Source organism: Rhizobium sp. LjRoot98 (genome assembly GCF_964252935.1).
Taxonomy (GTDB): domain Bacteria; phylum Pseudomonadota; class Alphaproteobacteria; order Rhizobiales; family Rhizobiaceae; genus Pararhizobium.
In genome coordinates this window covers 13,767-31,276 of record NZ_CAXUPW020000001.1, presented here as the reverse complement: position 1 = coordinate 31,276, position 17,510 = coordinate 13,767, and the positions used below count along the sequence as shown (strand labels likewise).

Annotated in this window: 20 protein-coding genes; 9 read left to right on the top strand and 11 right to left on the bottom strand. The window is 60.0% G+C overall.

Translation table 11 applies throughout. The annotated features are described in order from the left end of the window. The first annotated feature begins 9 nt into the window (after window positions 1-9). Genes gatA through ACSQ3J_RS00170 form a run of 3 tightly spaced genes read left to right on the top strand, consistent with a single transcriptional unit; the run spans window position 10 to window position 2,544 of the window. Window positions 10-1,491, top strand: coding sequence for an Asp-tRNA(Asn)/Glu-tRNA(Gln) amidotransferase subunit GatA (gatA, locus tag ACSQ3J_RS00180; RefSeq protein ID WP_060502099.1), 1,482 nt, complete (start codon window positions 10-12; stop codon window positions 1,489-1,491). Window positions 1,492-1,514: 23 nt separating this feature from the next. Continuing rightward, window positions 1,515-2,003 (top strand): GNAT family N-acetyltransferase, encoded by a 489-nt coding sequence (locus tag ACSQ3J_RS00175; RefSeq protein ID WP_156393934.1) that lies wholly within the window; start codon window positions 1,515-1,517, stop codon window positions 2,001-2,003. A 31-nt stretch (window positions 2,004-2,034) separates the two neighbouring features. Next, entirely contained in the window at window positions 2,035-2,544 is a 510-nt protein-coding gene (locus ACSQ3J_RS00170) for a GNAT family N-acetyltransferase (protein ID WP_060502097.1), read from the top strand. Window positions 2,545-2,591: 47 nt separating this feature from the next. Here the strand turns inward: ACSQ3J_RS00170 and ACSQ3J_RS00165 are convergent, their stop codons facing one another. The 4 genes from ACSQ3J_RS00165 to ACSQ3J_RS00150 all read right to left on the bottom strand — a co-directional run bounded on the left by ACSQ3J_RS00165 (window position 2,592) and on the right by ACSQ3J_RS00150 (window position 4,873). Continuing rightward, complete coding sequence (locus ACSQ3J_RS00165) at window positions 2,592-2,849, bottom strand: YjhX family toxin (RefSeq protein ID WP_060502096.1); 258 nt, start codon at window positions 2,847-2,849, stop codon at window positions 2,592-2,594. A 196-nt stretch (window positions 2,850-3,045) separates the two neighbouring features. Next, on the bottom strand, window positions 3,046-3,951 hold the full coding sequence (locus tag ACSQ3J_RS00160) for an NAD(P)/FAD-dependent oxidoreductase (protein WP_060502095.1): 906 nt from the start codon (window positions 3,949-3,951) through the stop codon (window positions 3,046-3,048). Between the two features lie 78 nt (window positions 3,952-4,029). Then, complete coding sequence (locus ACSQ3J_RS00155; RefSeq protein WP_060502094.1) at window positions 4,030-4,482, bottom strand: Rrf2 family transcriptional regulator; 453 nt, start codon at window positions 4,480-4,482, stop codon at window positions 4,030-4,032. 82 nt (window positions 4,483-4,564) lie between these two features. After that, the gene (locus tag ACSQ3J_RS00150; protein ID WP_200954933.1) at window positions 4,565-4,873 is read right to left on the bottom strand and encodes a DUF1294 domain-containing protein; all 309 of its coding nucleotides are present in this window, start codon (window positions 4,871-4,873) and stop codon (window positions 4,565-4,567) included. A 148-nt stretch (window positions 4,874-5,021) separates the two neighbouring features. Between ACSQ3J_RS00150 and gatB the strand changes: the two genes are divergently transcribed. The 5 genes from gatB to ACSQ3J_RS00125 all read left to right on the top strand — a co-directional run bounded on the left by gatB (window position 5,022) and on the right by ACSQ3J_RS00125 (window position 8,709). Then, on the top strand, window positions 5,022-6,524 hold the full coding sequence (gene gatB / locus ACSQ3J_RS00145; RefSeq protein ID WP_060502093.1) for an Asp-tRNA(Asn)/Glu-tRNA(Gln) amidotransferase subunit GatB: 1,503 nt from the start codon (window positions 5,022-5,024) through the stop codon (window positions 6,522-6,524). A 62-nt stretch (window positions 6,525-6,586) separates the two neighbouring features. Continuing rightward, window positions 6,587-7,072, top strand: coding sequence for a GNAT family N-acetyltransferase (locus ACSQ3J_RS00140; protein ID WP_060502092.1), 486 nt, complete (start codon window positions 6,587-6,589; stop codon window positions 7,070-7,072). 87 nt (window positions 7,073-7,159) lie between these two features. Further along, window positions 7,160-7,633, top strand: a complete 474-nt coding sequence (locus ACSQ3J_RS00135) for a GNAT family N-acetyltransferase (protein ID WP_060502091.1) — start codon at window positions 7,160-7,162, stop codon at window positions 7,631-7,633. A 106-nt stretch (window positions 7,634-7,739) separates the two neighbouring features. Beyond that, a complete protein-coding gene (locus tag ACSQ3J_RS00130; protein WP_037107890.1) occupies window positions 7,740-8,135 on the top strand; it encodes an NADH:ubiquinone oxidoreductase subunit NDUFA12 in 396 nt (131 codons plus the stop codon). Window positions 8,136-8,343: 208 nt separating this feature from the next. After that, complete coding sequence (locus tag ACSQ3J_RS00125; protein WP_244481906.1) at window positions 8,344-8,709, top strand: DUF2155 domain-containing protein; 366 nt, start codon at window positions 8,344-8,346, stop codon at window positions 8,707-8,709. Between the two features lie 30 nt (window positions 8,710-8,739). Here ACSQ3J_RS00125 and aat read toward each other — a convergent pair whose 3' ends face one another. The 5 genes from aat to ACSQ3J_RS00100 form a co-directional block, all read right to left on the bottom strand. After that, a complete protein-coding gene (aat, locus tag ACSQ3J_RS00120) occupies window positions 8,740-9,354 on the bottom strand; it encodes a leucyl/phenylalanyl-tRNA--protein transferase (protein WP_060502090.1) in 615 nt (204 codons plus the stop codon). A gap of 8 nt (window positions 9,355-9,362) precedes the next feature. Then, window positions 9,363-10,706, bottom strand: a complete 1,344-nt coding sequence (accC, locus tag ACSQ3J_RS00115) for an acetyl-CoA carboxylase biotin carboxylase subunit (protein WP_060502089.1) — start codon at window positions 10,704-10,706, stop codon at window positions 9,363-9,365. A gap of 9 nt (window positions 10,707-10,715) precedes the next feature. Further along, window positions 10,716-11,180, bottom strand: coding sequence for an acetyl-CoA carboxylase biotin carboxyl carrier protein (gene accB, locus ACSQ3J_RS00110; RefSeq protein ID WP_060502088.1), 465 nt, complete (start codon window positions 11,178-11,180; stop codon window positions 10,716-10,718). 23 nt (window positions 11,181-11,203) lie between these two features. Further along, on the bottom strand, window positions 11,204-11,650 hold the full coding sequence (aroQ, locus tag ACSQ3J_RS00105) for a type II 3-dehydroquinate dehydratase (RefSeq protein WP_060502087.1): 447 nt from the start codon (window positions 11,648-11,650) through the stop codon (window positions 11,204-11,206). Between the two features lie 121 nt (window positions 11,651-11,771). After that, on the bottom strand, window positions 11,772-12,539 hold the full coding sequence (locus ACSQ3J_RS00100) for a DsbA family protein (RefSeq protein ID WP_060502086.1): 768 nt from the start codon (window positions 12,537-12,539) through the stop codon (window positions 11,772-11,774). Window positions 12,540-12,804: 265 nt separating this feature from the next. On the opposite strand from ACSQ3J_RS00100, the gene ACSQ3J_RS00095 reads away from it, so the two are divergent. Continuing rightward, window positions 12,805-13,917: a pyridoxal phosphate-dependent aminotransferase gene (locus tag ACSQ3J_RS00095; RefSeq protein WP_436038957.1), complete on the top strand. Its 1,113-nt coding sequence runs from the start codon at window positions 12,805-12,807 to the stop codon at window positions 13,915-13,917. 151 nt (window positions 13,918-14,068) lie between these two features. On the opposite strand, the gene ACSQ3J_RS00090 is transcribed toward ACSQ3J_RS00095, so the two are convergent. Together ACSQ3J_RS00090 and ACSQ3J_RS00085 are read right to left on the bottom strand one after the other, a co-directional pair. Continuing rightward, the gene (locus tag ACSQ3J_RS00090; RefSeq protein WP_060502085.1) at window positions 14,069-14,284 is read right to left on the bottom strand and encodes a hypothetical protein; all 216 of its coding nucleotides are present in this window, start codon (window positions 14,282-14,284) and stop codon (window positions 14,069-14,071) included. 162 nt (window positions 14,285-14,446) lie between these two features. After that, window positions 14,447-17,326: an Rne/Rng family ribonuclease gene (locus tag ACSQ3J_RS00085; protein WP_060502084.1), complete on the bottom strand. Its 2,880-nt coding sequence runs from the start codon at window positions 17,324-17,326 to the stop codon at window positions 14,447-14,449. Between the last annotated feature and the right edge of the window lie 184 nt (window positions 17,327-17,510).

The window sequence follows — 17,510 nt, the reverse complement described above, 5'->3', positions numbered from 1 at the left end:
AGCCTGCCCATGACCGACCTGACCCGCCTGACCATCGCTGAAGCGCGTACCAAGCTGAGCTCCAAGGAAATCTCCGCCGTCGAACTGACCGAGGCCTATATCGGCGCGATCGACGCGGCCAATGGCGCGCTGAATGCCTATGTCGTCACCACGCCGGACAAGGCCCGCGAGATGGCCAAGGCGTCGGATGCCCGTATCGCCAGCGGCAAGGCCGGCGCGCTCGAAGGCATTCCGCTCGGCATCAAGGATCTGTTCGGCACAGAAGGTGTCCACACCCAGGCCTGCAGCCACATTCTCGACGGCTTCAAGCCGCGCTATGAGTCGACCGTCACCCAGAACCTGTGGAACGACGGTGCCGTCATGCTCGGCAAGCTCAACATGGACGAGTTCGCCATGGGTTCGTCGAATGAGAGTTCCTATTACGGCCCGGTGAAAAACCCCTGGCGCGCCAATGGCTCGAACCTTGATCTGGTTCCGGGTGGCTCCTCCGGTGGTTCCGCTGCTGCCGTGGCCGCCTTCCTCTGCGCCGGTGCGACCGCGACCGACACGGGCGGCTCGATCCGCCAGCCTGCCGCCTTCACCGGCACCGTCGGCATCAAGCCGACCTATGGCCGCTGCTCGCGCTGGGGCATCGTCGCCTTCGCGTCGTCGCTCGATCAGGCTGGCCCGATCGCCCGCGACGTGCGCGATGCGGCGATCCTGCTGAAGTCGATGGCATCGGTCGATGCCAAGGATACGACCTCCGTCGATCTACCGGTCCCCAATTACGAAGCCGCGCTCGGTCAGTCGCTGAAGGGCATGAAGATCGGTATTCCGAAGGAATACCGCGTCGATGGCATGCCGGGCGAAATCGAAACGCTCTGGCAACAGGGCATTGCCTGGCTAAGGGACGCCGGTGCCGAGATCGTCGATATCAGCCTGCCGCACACGAAATATGCGCTCCCGGCCTATTACATCGTCGCCCCGGCAGAAGCCTCGTCCAACCTTGCCCGCTATGACGGCGTCCGCTACGGCCTGCGTGTCGATGGCAAGGACATTGCCGACATGTATGAAAAGACCCGCGCTGAAGGGTTCGGAACCGAGGTCAAGCGCCGCATCATGATCGGCACCTATGTCCTTTCGGCAGGCTACTACGATGCCTATTACCTGCAGGCCCAGAAGGTCCGCACGCTGATCAAGCGCGACTTCGAGCTGGCCTTCCACGCCGGTGTCGATGCGATCCTGACACCAGCAACCCCGTCCTCCGCTTTCGGCATTGCCGACGAGGATTTGGCATCCGATCCGGTCAAGATGTACCTCAACGACATCTTCACCGTGACGGTCAACATGGCCGGCCTGCCGGGCATCGCCGTCCCCGCCGGTCTCGACCACAAGGGCCTGCCGCTCGGCCTGCAACTGATCGGCAAGCCGTTCGAGGAAGAAACGTTGTTCAAGACAGCGCATGTCATCGAACAGGCCGCGGGAAAGTTCCAGCCTGCCAAGTGGTGGTAAAGACGGCCTTCCATCTTCGCAACATGACTGCCTCGGACGCCGGGGCAGTTGCGCGGATCGGATATGAAGCCTGGAAATCGAACCGTGTTCACCAGAGCTGGTTTGAACCCAACGTCGAAACGCGTGTCGAAGATGGTTTTCTGACCTTCGCCGGCAATCCGGATGCTGACGTCATTGTCGCTGTAGCTGCAGGCGAGATTATCGGCTGGGGCGCCCGCGATAGCCGCGAACATCCCGGTGACCGGTCTCGCGGCTGGAATTATATCTCAGACATCTGGATTGCTCCGCATTGGCAGGGCAAGGGAGTCGGCTCGGCGCTGATTGGCGAACTTCTTGCGCGGATGCGGGTTGAAGATCTCGGTGTCGCCGGCATCGAGACTGATGCGTCCAACGATGCGGCTCTGTCTCTCTATAAAAGACTGGGATTTATGCAGGTCTGGCACGGCACCGATTTTTCTCCGTCGCTCGGTCTCGATCAGACCAAGGTGCGTCTGGAAAAACCGCTTCCGTGATGCTCTACTTGCGGCGGAAGGGGATCGCTGCATGATGATTGTTCGCCTCGCGCGCGAAAATGAGGTTCCGGCTCTGGCCGCGATCGGGCTTGATGCCTGGGAAAAGGCGGTTTCCGGTGTTGCCGATGCGCAAGCCATGCGCCGCGTCGCCGAATTGTCCTTCCTGTCCTTCCTGCGTTCGAACTGGTTTTCGGTGAGCGTCATTGAAACGGGCGGTGCCGTGGCGGGATGGGCCGCGCGTGAAGATAAGGACGGCACGATCTCTGATCTCTGGGTTGAGCCATCTCTGCAGCGAAACGGCCTTGGCTCGTCGCTGCTTGCCGATCTGGAGCAGAGGATTTTCACCGGTGGTTTCGAGGCTGCCATGATCAGAACTCATGTGCAGAATGCCCAGGCTATCGGTTTCTTCCAAAAGCACGGATACGCGATCAGCTCGCTGTCGACCGCCTACGCGCCGAAGCTCGATCGCGATGTCGAGTCTGTTGGTATGACGAAGATGTTTGTGGAGGTGGCTGCTCAACAGGGCCAGCAATGGTTCTGAAGAGAAACCGGCGAGACCGAATGAACGGCCCCGCCGGTTTTGTTTTGTCAGCGGTTGTTTAACTGCGCACGCACGAGAAGGAGGCCGCGCTCAGTAATCCGATAGGGCTTGCCACCGGACGATGAGATCGCCTTCTTTCGTTTCAATTTACGAAACATCTCCAAACCGAAACCGGGATAGAGCCAGCCGTCACGGGTGAAGCACCGGGCGCCGCCGATGGTTTTACCGTCCAGGCGCAGGATTTCGATGCGGCCGCCTTGGGCCATAAGGTGAAGAATACGCTGTTCGTCGCGTGAAATATCCATTGATGTTGAGATCCGAAAAGCGTTCGCATGAACGCATGAAAACGGGTCTGCCGTTCAGTCGAACGTCAGGGCTTCGTTTTCGTGGCCCGAGCGCACAAGCAAACTTGCGCGCAGGGGCCTTCAGGCAATCTCGGATATCGAGAACATCAAAACTCCAAAAGGGACGGTCACTTTTAAGCAAAGCACAACGATGCCGTCAAGAATGCCCTGCGAACATGAGCGATTGATGCATACCAAGACCGGCCATGACGCCATCGGCGGAAACAAGCGTGATGTTGCCGAAGGCGCGGGCATTATCCCCGGCCGCATAGACCCCGGCGACGTTGGTTGCCTTGACGGCATCGATTGTGAGGATCTTTCCGGCAGGTGTGTCCTGCAGGGTGCAGCCAAGGCATTCGGCGATCGTACCGCGGATATGCAGTTCAGCCGCGACGAAGAGTGCCTTGACGTCGAAGGTCCGGCCACTCTCCAGCCGCACGCGCAGCCTGTCGCAGGTGCCTGCCTCGACCACGCTGACCGTGCCGGGCTGGAGCCTGACGTTGCGGCGTTCGAGAAGGGCAAGTGCCTCCTCGTCCGGCTCCGGCATGCCATTGGTAAACAGGGTGACATCGCCCCAGTCGGCAACCACAGCTGCCTGATGCGCCGACATCGGCTGGGTCGCCAGAACCCCGATCGGCCCGCCGCCGATTTCGTAACCGTGGCAATAGGGGCAATGCAAAACCGTCTTGCCCCAACGCTCGGCCAGGCCGGGGATGCCGGGCAGGCGGTCTTCGATGCCGCTGGCCAGAAGCAGTCGTCTTGCGGCAACCGTGCCGTGGCCGGCTATGCTGACATGAAAGTCATCGATCTTGCCTCCCGCAGAGTCAGCCTCGCCCTCGATGAAGGTTACGGTGGGGTAGGCAGCCAGCTGAGCCCGCGCATCGGCCAGTATCTCCAGGCCGGATTTGCCATCATGTCCCAGAACGCCGTGAGAATGGGCTGCGAAACGGTTGCGTGGCGTACCGCTGTCGATGATGGTGACGTGGCGCCGGGCTCGGGCGAGGATATAGGCGGCGGATAATCCGGCGAAACCGCCACCGATGATGACTGCGTCCTGTTGCATGCTTGTTCCTTCCATAGCTCCGCCCGCCGGAAGTTTTGGGAAGTCCGGGGGCGGGAGACTTTTTGTCGGTGTTGAATGTCAGCCGGGCTGGTTCAGTGCGGCCCGATGTTCGGCAAAGCGCCGTTTGAAGTCAGCGGCGAGGGTTGCGAGCGTCACCTCGCCAAGCCGTGCAATCAGCATGGCCTCGGCATCGCGAAAAGCGTCGTCAAGCGCGTGGTTGACCGCCTGTTCGACAAGGCAAGCAGGGTTTTCCATGGCGTTGCCCATCTGGAAGAGCATCGGTTCGCCAAGTGCTGTATAGATGTCGCGCATGGTTACATCGTCCAACGGCCGTGCAAGCGTCCAGCCGCCGCCATGGCCGCGGCCGGAGGTGACGAGACCTGCTTCGCGCAGTCCGGCCATGGTACGCCGGACAACGACAGGATTTGTCTGCAGGCAGGCGGCCAGCTCGTCCGACGTCATCGGGCGCTCGCGTTCTGCCATATGGAGCAGCGCATGCAGCACTGCGGAAAGTCGGCTGTTTCTTTTCATGTAATAATAATAGTTACGAATCGAGGCGTAAGTCAAGTTGCGATGGCCAGGTGAGGGAAATCAGTCAGCGGTGAGGCAGCCTTCAAGAATGAAAAACATGGCCGGCGAGCACCCATGGCAGAGCCAGAAGTCCCACGGAGGCAACGGCGGCGTGCAGAACGAGGATCGCCGTCAGTCGGGTGCGGAAGGGTTCCTTGCGCGTCTTGTGACGCAACAGCCGCTGGGCGGCAAAGGCGCCGAGGCTTCCTCCGAGAAACGCCAGGCTTAAAAGCTTGTTTTCCGGAACGCGCCATTTTCCGCCGCGCGCCGCAGCCTTATCCCACCAGAAGACGCAGAACGTCACGATGTTCAAGACAAGAAACAGGGCGATGAGCGAGAGACAGGTGGTCATGCCGATAGAGTGCCGCAAAAAATTGAACAGATCGCAAACGCCCGGCGATAAGGCCCAAACCGTCACACCGGATGTGACAAGCCTTGCACGCCATAGCCAATTGTTCTACCCAGAGACACACGAATTGAAGCTTAAAGAAGAGCATTCCATGACACTCGTCGACGTCCGCATCTCCGAACCGAAACGCTATATTCCTGGCGCCACTGGCGATTGGGAAGTTATCATCGGCATGGAAGTCCATGCGCAGGTGCTCAGCAATTCGAAACTGTTCTCGGGTGCCTCGACAACGTTCGGCAATGCGCCGAATTCCAATGTGTCGCTGGTCGATGCCGCCATGCCTGGCATGCTGCCCGTCATCAACGAAGAATGCGTCAAGCAGGCCGTGCGCACCGGTCTTGGCCTCAAGGCGCAGATCAACAAGCGTTCGATCTTCGACCGCAAGAACTATTTCTATCCGGATCTGCCGCAGGGCTACCAGATTTCCCAGTTCAAGGATCCGATCGTCGGCGAAGGCCAGATCGTCATCTCGGTCGGCCCGGACCGCCAAGGCCAGTTCGAGGATGTCGAGATCGGCATCGAACGCCTGCATCTGGAACAGGACGCAGGCAAGTCGATGCACGACCAGAGCCCGACCATGTCCTATGTCGATCTTAACCGGTCCGGCGTGGCGCTGATGGAAATCGTCTCCAAGCCGGACATGCGCTCGTCGGATGAGGCCAAGGCCTATATGACCAAGCTGCGCTCGATCGTGCGCTATCTCGGCACCTGTGACGGCAACATGGACGAAGGCTCGATGCGCGCCGACGTCAACGTTTCCGTGCGCCGCCCGGGCGAAGGCTTTGGCACGCGCTGTGAAATCAAGAACGTCAACTCCATCCGTTTCATTGGTCAGGCGATCGAATACGAAGCCCGCCGTCAGATCGGCATTCTGGAAGAGGGCGGCTCGATCGATCAGGAAACCCGCCTGTTCGACCCGAACAAGGGCGAGACCCGCTCGATGCGCACCAAGGAAGATGCGCATGATTACCGCTATTTCCCCGATCCGGACCTGTTGCCACTGGAATTCGACGATGCGTTCGTTGAGGCGCTGAAGGCCGATCTGCCGGAACTGCCCGATGACAAGAAGGAGCGGTTTGTCCGCGATCTCGGTCTCTCCGTCTACGATGCTTCCGTGCTCGTTTCGGAAAAGGCGATTGCGGATTATTTCGAGGCTGTAGCCGCTGGCCGCGACGGCAAGATTGCCGCCAACTGGGTGATCAATGACTTGCTCGGCGCCTTGAACAAAGCTGGCAAAGCCATTGAAGAGACTCCGGTTTCGCCGGCCCAGCTCGGCGGCATCCTGGACCTTATCAAGTCGGAAGTCATCTCCGGCAAGATCGCCAAGGACCTATTCGAAATCGTCTGGACCGAGGGCGGTGACCCGGCCGAGCTGGTCGAAAGCCGTGGCATGAAGCAGGTGACAGACACTGGCGCCATCGAAAAGGCCGTCGACGAAATCATTGCCGCCAATCCGGATCAGGTCGCCAAGGTTCAGGCCAAGCCGTCGCTGGCCGGCTGGTTTGTTGGTCAGGTGATGAAATCAACCGGTGGCAAGGCCAACCCGCAGGCCGTGCAGGCGCTGGTCAAGGCCAAGCTCGGCATCGAGGACTGAGCAATTCCAGGAAAAGTGTGACGCGGTTTTCCGTCCGGAATTGCGATTGAAAGGCCCAAAACATGTTCTTCGTCCGCACAGCCACGGAGCGGGATCTGGCGAAAGTCTCGGCGCTTCTCGGCGAGACTGCCCACGCCACCTATGATGCGCAATACGGTGCCGAAAAAATCAACGAGATGACGGCGAAGTGGCACTCCGTGGCGGCGCTGAAGGCCAATCTTCAACGCAAGAACGGCGAATTCCTTGTCGCCGACGACGGCAAGGTGCTCGGCGGTATGGGCTTTGCCTCCATGTCGGAAACGCTGCATGAAACTGCCGTGTTGCACCAACTTTATGTCCTGCCGCAATTCCAGCGGCAGGGAATTGCCCGCGATATCTTCGCCGAACTCGAAACCTGTTTCCCTTATGCAGGTACGATGCTGGTGGAAGTCGAGGAGAACAACGCGAAAGCCATCGGGTTCTACGAGGCGCATGGCTTCGTCAGGGCAGGGACCGGAACAGATACCTGGGGCATTGCGACGATCGTGATGGAAAAGCCTCTCGACTGAGGCTGAGCTGAGTGCTGGCCGCGCCCTTGTCACATTTCCTTCTTCATCCGCTGGCAAGCCACGGGTAGAAATCGGGAATCGGAAGACATGCACGCACCAAAGCTCAATGTGTCGATCAGGCTGGCCAAACGCGAAGACCTCACCGACATCATCGCCCTATTCGCTGCCGACATGATCGGCGGTCATGGCGATACCACCGCTCCAGATGCCTTCCCTGACTATCTCGCAGCATTTGACCGGATCATCGCCACACCGAACGAGTCGCTCTATGTCGCCGAACTTGATGGCGCGGTGGTCGGTACGTTTCAAACCACGGTGCTGACGACACTCTCCGGCCGGGGTAGCTCCAACCTGCTGATCGAAGCGGTGCAGACCCGGAAGGATATGCGTGGCAGGGGGATTGGAGAGACAATGATGCGGTTTGCCATCGAATCAGCCCGTCAGCAGGGTCTTTCCAAGATCCAGCTGAGTTCAAACAAGGCGCGTGTCGATGCTCACCGGTTCTACGAGCGGGTCGGGTTCGAACCTTCGCATCTGGCCTTCAAGATTCGGTTGAAATAGCGGCTTTGCCACGGAAACGCTGGACAAGCGGCGGCCTGCGCGGCATAAGCGGGGCAGTATTCTAGGACATTCCGCGCATTGTTTGGCGCGGTCAAGGACGGACATCATGAAGTCTCTGCTGCAGATTTTTACCTGGTGGAATGGACAGACGATCGGTACCCGCTTTCACACCTGGCGCTTCGGCAAAAGGGTGGGCGAAGATGCGGCCGGTAATGTCTATTATCAGGGTGGCAAGGACTCCGAAGGCCGCACGCGCCGCTGGGTGATCTACAACGGTTATGCCGACGCTTCCGCCATCCCTCCGGGCTGGCACGGCTGGATGCATCACCGCACCGACGTTTCGCCGGCTGATGAAAGCTACAAGGCGCGCGAGTGGCAGAAGCCGCACCAGCCGAACGGCACTGGCTCCGCTCAGGCCTACCGGCCGCCGGGCTCGATCAACGCCACCGGCGAGCGTCCGCGCGTCACCGGCGACTATGATGCCTGGACGCCACGCTCCTGAACCGGATCTGCAAACAGTTGTTCGCGATTGCACCGCAGGCATCATGCCGCGGCCACATTTGATGTTTAGCGCCTGATACCCGGTGATATGGCCGGGGATTGCGCGGGAGACGGGCGTTAGAATGGTAGTTTCAAGTCAGCGAATTCTAAAGCGCCGGTTTTTTGCGGCAGCCTCGCTGTTCGCGATTGCCGGCACCGCCGTTCTTTCCATGGTGACGGCCGCCGACGCAGCCCGAATTACCAATCCGGTCGCCGTCTTTTCCGGCATCGATAAGATCACCGGCCGCATTACCACCTTTGATGTCTATATCGGCGAAACCGTGCAGTTCGGCGCGCTGCAGGTAACGCCGCGCGTCTGTTATAGCCGCGACGATACCGAAGCGCCGAAGACCGACACGTTCGTCGAAGTCGACGAGATCACGCTCGACCGCAAGATCCGCCGCATCTTCACCGGCTGGATGTTTGCCGACAGCCCGGGCCTGAATGCCGTCGAGCACCCCGTCTACGACGTCTGGCTGAACAGCTGCAAGGCAAAATCCGACCTGCCGCCACCGGATTCCGCAGCCAAGCAGTAAACCGGTTTTCGGCAACCCAGTTTTCGATTGTCAGAATTTCAGATGCGGCGTTGCGATTGCGCGCGCCAGCATCTTTTCATAGCGCGCCTTCGGCACGTCGATCGCGCCAAAATTCTTCAAATGCTCGGTGGTGAATTGTGTGTCGAGCAGGAGAAAGCCCCGCTTTCGCAAACGTTCGACCAGATGCACAAGGCAGATCTTCGAGGCGTCCGTGCGGCGTGAAAACATGCTTTCGCCGAAGAAGGCCGAGCCGAGCGAGACGCCGTAGAGGCCGCCGACCAGCTCATCGTTCTCCCATGCCTCGACACTATGCGCGTGGCCCATGCTGTGCAGCGTCGTGTAGAGCGAGCGGATCTTGGCGTTGATCCAGGTGGTCGGGCGATCCGGGGCAGGGGCGGCGCATCCTTCCATGACATGTTCGAACGCCGTGTCGTAACGGATATCGAACGGTACGCGGCGGATCGTCTTGGCAAGGCTTTTGGAAACGTGGAAATCGTCGAGCGGGATGATGCCGCGCAATTCGGGCTCGACCCAGAACAATTCGGGATCGTCAGCGCTGTCGGCCATCGGGAACAGCCCGATGGAATAGGCCCGCAACAGCAAATCCGGTGTAATGTCCGGCTGCCTGCTGCGGGTCCCTTTCATTCAAAACCTCATTCGGCCGATTTGGCCAGGTAGTTTTCCAGCCAATGGATATCGTAGTCGCCGTTGGCGATGTCCTGATTGTTGATCAGGTCCTGGAACAGAGGCAAGGTCGTCTTGACGCCATCGATGACGAATTCATCGAGCACGCGGCGCAGGCGCATCATGCACTCGACGCGGGTGCGTCCGTGCACGATCAGCTTGCCGATCAGGCTGTCGTAATAGGGCGGGATCTTGTAGCCCTGATAGACGCCCGAATCGACGCGAACACCAAGGCCACCCGGCGCATGGAAATGCGTGATCGTGCCGGGCGAGGGCACGAAGGTGCGCGCATCCTCGGCATTGATACGGCATTCGATGGCATGGCCGGAAAAGACGATCTCGTCCTGCGTCACCGAGAGACCACCGCCGGAAGCAACGCGGATCTGCTCGTGAACGAGGTCGATACCGGTGATGGCTTCGGTGATCGGATGCTCGACCTGCAGGCGGGTGTTCATCTCGATGAAGAAGAACTCGCCGTTTTCGTAGAGGAATTCGATCGTGCCGGCGCCGCGGTATTTCAGCTTGCGCATGGCATCAGCGCAGATTTCGCCGATCTTCATCCGCTGCTCGACATTGAGCGCCGGTGAATTGGCTTCTTCCCAGACCTTCTGGTGGCGGCGCTGCAGCGAGCAGTCGCGTTCGCCGAGATGAATGGCATTGCCTTCACCGTCGCCGACGACCTGGACCTCGATATGGCGCGGCTTGCCGAGATACTTTTCCATGTAGACGGCGTCATTGCCGAAAGCGGCAAGCGCCTCGGCACGGGCGGTCGATACTGCCTCGGAAAGTTCTTCCTCGTTCTTTGCCACTTTCATGCCGCGACCGCCGCCGCCGGCAGTCGCCTTGATCAGCACGGGGAAGCCGATTTCGCGGGCGATTTCCAGCGCGTTTTCCGGCTTCACTTCGCCGGCAGAGCCCGGAACGACAGGAATACCGAGCGATTTCGCGGTTTCCTTCGCGGTGATCTTGTCACCCATGATGCGGATGTGATCGGCGGTCGGTCCGATGAAGGTAATGCCGTGCGCGTCGAGGATATCGGCGAACTTGGCATTTTCCGACAGGAAACCGTACCCCGGATGCACGGCGTCGGCGCCGGTGATCTCGCAGGCGGCAACGATCTGGTGAATGTTCAGATAGCTGTCGCGCGATGGCGGCGGGCCGATGCAGACGCTCTCGTCGGCAAGGCGCACGTGCATCGCATTGGCGTCGGCGGTCGAATGAACCGCAACGGTGGCGATGCCGAGTTCCTTGCAGGCGCGCAACACCCGAAGGGCGATTTCGCCGCGATTGGCGATGAGGATCTTTGAAATCATCGGCGCGGCCTATTCTATGACGACAAGCGCTTCGCCGTATTCGACCGGTGCGCCGTCTTCAACGAGGATTTCGGTGACCTTGCCGGAGCGCGGCGCCGGAATCTGGTTCATCGTCTTCATGGCTTCGATGATCAGGATGGTCTGGCCTTCCTTGACGGTCGCGCCGACTTCAACGAACGGACGCGAGCCGGGGGCAGGCGACAGGTAGGCCGTGCCGACCATCGGTGCGGTAACCGCGTTCTTGGAGGTCCGTGCGGGTTCCGCAGCCGAAACCGCGGAAATGCCAGCGGAGGCGATCTGGGCCGGTGCTGCGACCGGAACCGGAGCGGACACGTATTGCGGCGTACCGGCGCGCGAAACGCGGATACGCAGATCGTCCTGTTCCACTTCGATCTCGGTGAGATCGGTTTCGTTCAGGATGTTGGCGAGATCGCGGATCAGCGACTGGTCGATGCCGGGTTTCTTGTCAGCCATGGGATATGAGCCTCGTGTTCTTTTTATTTCGTCTGTTGTGTGAGTGTCTTTAGCGCATTGAGCGCCAGAATGTAACTGTCGGCGCCAAAGCCGCAAATCACGCCCTTCGCCGCTGGTGCCAGCATCGATTTGTGCCGGAATTCCTCGCGGGCATGAACATTGGAGAGATGTACTTCGACGACCGGAATGCCGATCGCCTTGGCCGCATCGTGCAGCGCGATCGATGTGTGGGTGTAGGCACCGGCATTGATGGCGATGCCCTGTGCGACGCTGCCTGCTTCATGGAACCAGTCGATGAGGTCGCCTTCATGATTGCTCTGGCGGCAGACAACATTGAGCCCCAGCAAATTGCCATGCTCGACGCACATCGCCTCGATGTCGGCCAGTGTCTGGCCCCCATAAATACCGGGCTCGCGTTTGCCGAGCGCGTTGAGGTTGGGGCCGTTCAGCACGAAAATGGTCGATGGCATATGGGATCCGGTCCGATAGTCGAGCGCTACCTATAGACCGGCGAACAGCCGAGGAAAAGCCCTTTGACCCCCCTCGGCATTTGTCCACAAGCCATAACGGGCTGCTTTGCTCAAAGTGGGCTTAGCAAACGGTCTTGCCGCAGGTACGGACGTTGGTGACTTTCGTTTCAATCTCTTCGGCGCCGACGGCACCGTAGACGGCTTCCTTGCCGATCACGTAGGACGGAGTGCCCGTGATGCCGAGATCGTTGGCCAGCGTATAAACTTCCCTGACGGCGTCGTCCTGCGTGTTTTCTGCCATCTTCTTGCGCAGATCCGCTTCGGAAACGCCAAGGCCGGTCGCCACCGCCATTGCGGTCTCCTCGTTGGCGCGGTCTTCTCCGCCGAGCAGGGCGCGATGGAAATCACCGTATTTTTCCGGCGCGATGGCGCGGAATGCGGTACTGACCTTATGCGCCGCCATCGAGTCCGGTCCGAGAATCGGCAGCTCCTTCAAGACGAAGCGGACGTTCTTGTCCTTTTCGAGAATGGTTTCCATGTCGGACAAGGCGCGTTTGCAATAGCCGCAATTGTAGTCGTAGAATTCGACGATGGTAACATCGCCGTTGGGATTGCCGAGCGTCACGTCATAGGGCGACTGGAAGATCGCCTTTTCATTGTCGGTGATGGCGGCCTGCGCCTGCGCCGACTGTTCGTCGGCCTGCTTCTTCTTCAGCGACTGCTGGGCCTCGAGCAGGATTTCCGGATTGGCGACGAGGTATTCCCGGATGAAGTCACCGATTTCCTGCTTCTGTTTGGCATCCAGCGCGTAAGCTACCGGAGTGGTCGCGGCGCTTGCCGTCAACAGGATAAGCGAAGCGGTGATGATCTTGCGGGCGTTAAATGCCATGATGGTCCTCGTTGTCTTTCGTTGCTGCAGTCTGTCGTTCAAGTACTAAGGCCACGTCAACAGGCGTGTTTGAAGGACAACAGAATATCGCCGCCGACCATAGGGTGGCGCGGCGCCAAACGAAACCGCAAAATCGGCGGAAATGCGGCGCTCGCGCACTTGTGAAGCCCTTTGCGATCAGGCACATGCCTGTCACGTCAAAAATATCGAGGATGTGCCGTTGAAGCCCCTTTCCGTTCGCAGTTCCGTCGAACCGTTCCATGCCATGGACGTTCTGGCCGAGGCTACAAAACGCCGCGAGGCGGGTTATCCGGTGATCTCGATGGCCGTTGGCCAGCCGAGCCATCCCGCACCGAAGGCCGCACTGGAGGCCGCGCGAACCGCACTCGATCACGGACGCCTCGGCTATACCGATGCGCTCGGCACCTCGTCATTGAGGCTGGCAATCGCTCGCCATTATCGCACCCGCTATGGCGTCGATATCGACCCGCAGCGCGTTGCCGTGACAACGGGATCGTCGGCCGGCTTCAATCTGGCCTTCCTGGCGCTGTTCGATCCAGGTGATTGCGTGGCCATCGCCCGCCCGGGTTATCCGGCCTATCGCAATATCCTGGCAGCCCTCGGCCTGACTGTTGTGGAAGTCGAAGCGGATGCCGAGAGCGGTTTCACGCTGACGCCGCAGAACCTGGAAGCTGCGGCCAAGAAGGCGGGAAGGCCGCTGAGCGGCGTTCTGCTCGCCAGCCCGGCCAATCCGACCGGCACGGTCACGGGCAGGGCAGGGTTGAAAGCACTTGCCTCCTATTGCCACGACAATAATATCGCCTTCATCTCGGACGAGATTTACCATGGCCTGACATTCGCCGGCGAAGAGACGACTGCACTTGCGGTGACAGGCGAGGCCGTGATTATCAACTCGTTCTCGAAATACTACTGCATGACCGGCTGGCGGATCGGCTGGATGGTCCTGCCCGAATCCCAGGTCCGCGCCTTCGAGCGGATCGCCCAGAGCCTCTACATCTCACCGCCGGAACTGTCGCAGATCGCTGCTGAAGCGGCACTCGGCTGTGAGACGGAACTGGATGTCTACAAGGGGTCCTATAGCGTTAATCGCGACCTGCTGCTGAAGCGCTTGCCGGAGATCGGCTTTACCATCGCCTCGCCGATGGACGGGGCTTTCTATGCCTATGCCGATGTCAGCCGTTTCACCAATGACAGCATGGATTTTGCCCGCAAGATGCTGGCTGAGATCAATGTCGCGGCAACGCCGGGGCTGGATTTCGATCCTGTCGAAGGCCATCGCATGATGCGGTTTTCCTATGCTGGTGCACGCGCCGACATGGTCGATGCGATGGATCGCATCGCCCGCTGGCTGGCGTGATCCCGTAGAAATTTCAGGCTGTTAGCGGACTTTCCGGATTCTGTCTGTCACGGCTGTGAATCGGATTGGGAAGTGGCCTGACTTCGATCCACCCGTGCTCATGCGCGCCCAGCGGACGCGCATGCCGGCAATGGATGTCTAAGGGGCTAGCTCAGCGGCAAATGCGAATCTTCCGGATGACGCGGTTACCGTACTCGTCCGTCTTGCGGACTGTCCTGATCACACAGACTGGTTCAAAGGCCGTGTCATAACTCTTGTAGTAAAAGTCGTTGTAGCGCTGGCGGCTCGTGCTGTCAGCTTGTGATGTCGCTGCAAGCGAAATCGTGGGAATGGCGACGAGCGCGGCTGCGACAAGGAAACGTCGCATGATTGCCTCCTCCTGTTGGCACTGGACGAGCCCATCTCGTCCAACAGAGAACACTCTGCCGCAGCCGATGTATTTTCACAGTTCCTGATGTAACAGGCCGAAACATGAAAAAACCGGCCAATCGCTTGGCCGGTTTTTCATCTTTCAGATATCTGTTTCGGCTCAGAAGAAGCCGCGCTTCTGCCACCAGCCGCCCTTCTTGGGCTTTGCCGGCTCGGTATCACCTTCGTCCTTCTTGACGGTGGACGACTTGACGACCGGCTCGCTGGCAATCGCGTCGATGTCGCGGTTGGCGCGCACCGGCTTGGTATCTTCGAGGTCGGCAGCAGCCTTCTCGACAGCCGGTTCCTCGATGGCGGCAACCGTTTCCGGCTTCGCTTCGACTGCAGCCTGAGCATCCGCATCGGCAGTCATCACAGGTGCCTGTTCGGCAACGGCCTCTTCAACAGCAGCGACGGCTTTCTTGCGGCTGCGCTTCGGCTTGGCGGGCTTGGCTTCTTCCACGGCAACAACCGGGATTTCGACGATTTCTTCGGCGGCTACAACTGAAACAGCGTCTTCGGCTGAAACGGTAGCCACGGCCTCCGCTTCCGGTGCATCCACCGAGGCTTCTTCACCAGCGGTCTCGTCGTCGGCTGCCAGATTTTCACCTTCTGCCTCGTCCGGACGGTTGCGGCGACCACCACGCTTGCCACGACGGCGGCGTTTGCGCTTCTGACGCTCTTCTTCGCTCAGGCCTGCGTCCTGTGCGTCTTCGGCACCCGCCTGTGCTGCAACGTCATCAGCTTCGTCCTCGTCGCCATCCTCATCGGAGGCATCCTCGGAGCGCACACCGGCCTCAGCACCCTGGTCGCCGCCCGGGCGGCCACCACGCCGGCGCCGGCGGCGCTTGCGCTTGCGGTTGCCCTGTTCGTCGCCCTCGGCGGCAGGTGCCCGTTCGCTGCGCTCGGCCCGTTCTGCGCGTTCCGGCTTGGCTTCGGCCACGAGTTCTTCATCGTCCTCGATATCCTCTTCGATGATGATATCGTCGTCTTCATCGATTTCCGGCTCGAACTGGATGATCTGCTCGATCTTGACCGGGTTCTCGACAGCTTCGCCGCGATCGATGGCAAAATGCTGCGCACCGACATGGGCGTCCGCCTCGATGATGATCTGAACGCCAAAGCGCTCTTCATAATCGATGATCGTGCCGCGCTTGTGGTTGAGCAGGTAGAGCGCAATATCCGGCGTTGTGCGCACGGTGATGTTGTGCGTGGTGTTCTTCAAGAGATATTCTTCGACGCCGCGCAGGACATGCAGGGCAACAGAGGACTGCGAACGCACGTGGCCCGTGCCGTTGCAATGCGAGCAGACCTGCATCGTCGATTCGAGTACCGAGGCGCGAATCCGCTGGCGCGACATTTCGAGCAGGCCGAAATGCGAGATGCGGCCGACCTGGATGCGGGCGCGGTCGTTCTTCAGATGATCCTTCAGACGCTTCTCGACAGCGCGGTTGTTGCGCTTTTCTTCCATGTCGATGAAGTCGACGACGACGAGACCGGCAAGGTCACGCAGGCGCAGCTGGCGGGCGACTTCTTCGGCAGCTTCGAGGTTGGTCTGGAGGGCCGTGTCTTCGATCGAGTGCTCGCGGGTCGAACGGCCCGAGTTCACGTCGATGGCGACCAGCGCTTCGGTCTGGTTGATGATGATGTAGCCGCCGGACTTCAGCGTTACTTGCGGCACCAGCATGCGGTCGAGCTGGGCTTCGATACCCGAGCGCGAGAAGATCGGGTGGACGTCACGGTAAGGCTGAACCACCTTGGCGTGGCTCGGCATCAGCATCTTCATGAAGCCCTTGGCTTCCTTGTAGCCTTCTTCACCGGCGACGATGATCTCGCTGATATCCTTGTTGTAAAGGTCGCGGATCGAGCGCTTGATCAGTGAGCCTTCCTCATAGACGAGGCAAGGGGCAGTGGAGGAGAGCGTCAGGGTGCGAACATTCTCCCACAGGCGCATCAGGTATTCGAAGTCACGCTTGACTTCGACCTTGGTGCGGTTGGCACCGGCGGTGCGCAGGATGACGCCCATGCCCTGCGGCACGTCGAGCGCGCGGGCAATTTCCTTCAGGCGCTTGCGGTCCGGCAGGTTGGTGATCTTGCGAGAAATGCCGCCGCCACGCGCCGTGTTCGGCATCAGGACCGAATACCGGCCGGCCAGCGACAGATAGGTGGTGAGGGCTGCGCCCTTGTTGCCGCGTTCTTCCTTGGCCACCTGCACCAGAAGAATCTGGCGGCGCTTGATGACTTCCTGGATGCGGTACTGCTTGCGCGGACGGCGGTTGACCTGCCGGTCCGGCACTTCTTCCATCGCGTCTTCGGCGCCGACGGATTCGATGACTTCCTTTTCTTCGTGATGACCGTCGTCATCATCGTCGTCATCATGGCCGCGGCGTCCACCACGCGTGTCTTCCGAAATGCTGTCGGTATCGACCATGGCAGCCATTTCGCCGCCATTACCTTCTTCGCCATCTGCGTCGGCAGCAGCGGCTTCGGCTTCGGCGGCGGCAGCCTTCTTGGTGCGGCGCGGACGCTTGGCCTTTGCTTTCGGCTTTTCTTCTTCGGTCTCAGCGGCCATTTCCACGGTCTCGACCGGCTCGGCCGCCGTTTCAATGACCTCGACGACGTTCTCTACAACCGCCTCGACTGTTTCCTCTTCGGAATCAGGGCCGAGATCCGTGCCGGTTTCGACATGCTCGATGTCGTCGTCACGGCGCGCTTCCTCGGCTTCCTGCCGCAGGAGGGCCTGACGATCGGCGAGCGGGATCTGATAATAGTCGGGGTGGATTTCAGCGAACGCTAGGAAGCCGTGGCGGTTGCCGCCGTAGTCGACAAAGGCCGCCTGCAGCGACGGCTCTACGCGCGTTACTTTCGCGAGATAGATGTTGCCGCGGATTTGTTTCTTGTGTTCGGATTCGAAGTCGAATTCTTCTATGCGGTTTCCGCGTACGACAACGACGCGCGTCTCTTCAGCGTGAGACGCATCGATAAGCATTTTCTCTGCCATGGAAGTGGTGCTCCTCGGCGCACCCTGGAAACAGCAGGAAAATAGCGTCCCGGAGGAGACTTTCCATGCAGTTCAGGTTTTTCGCCGGATGTGAATGTTCCTGTAAGGTTGGGGAGATCGTCCAACAGCCAGACGGCAGCCGGAACACTTGCGTTCCGGGGCCTGTTTACTTCTGACCGATACT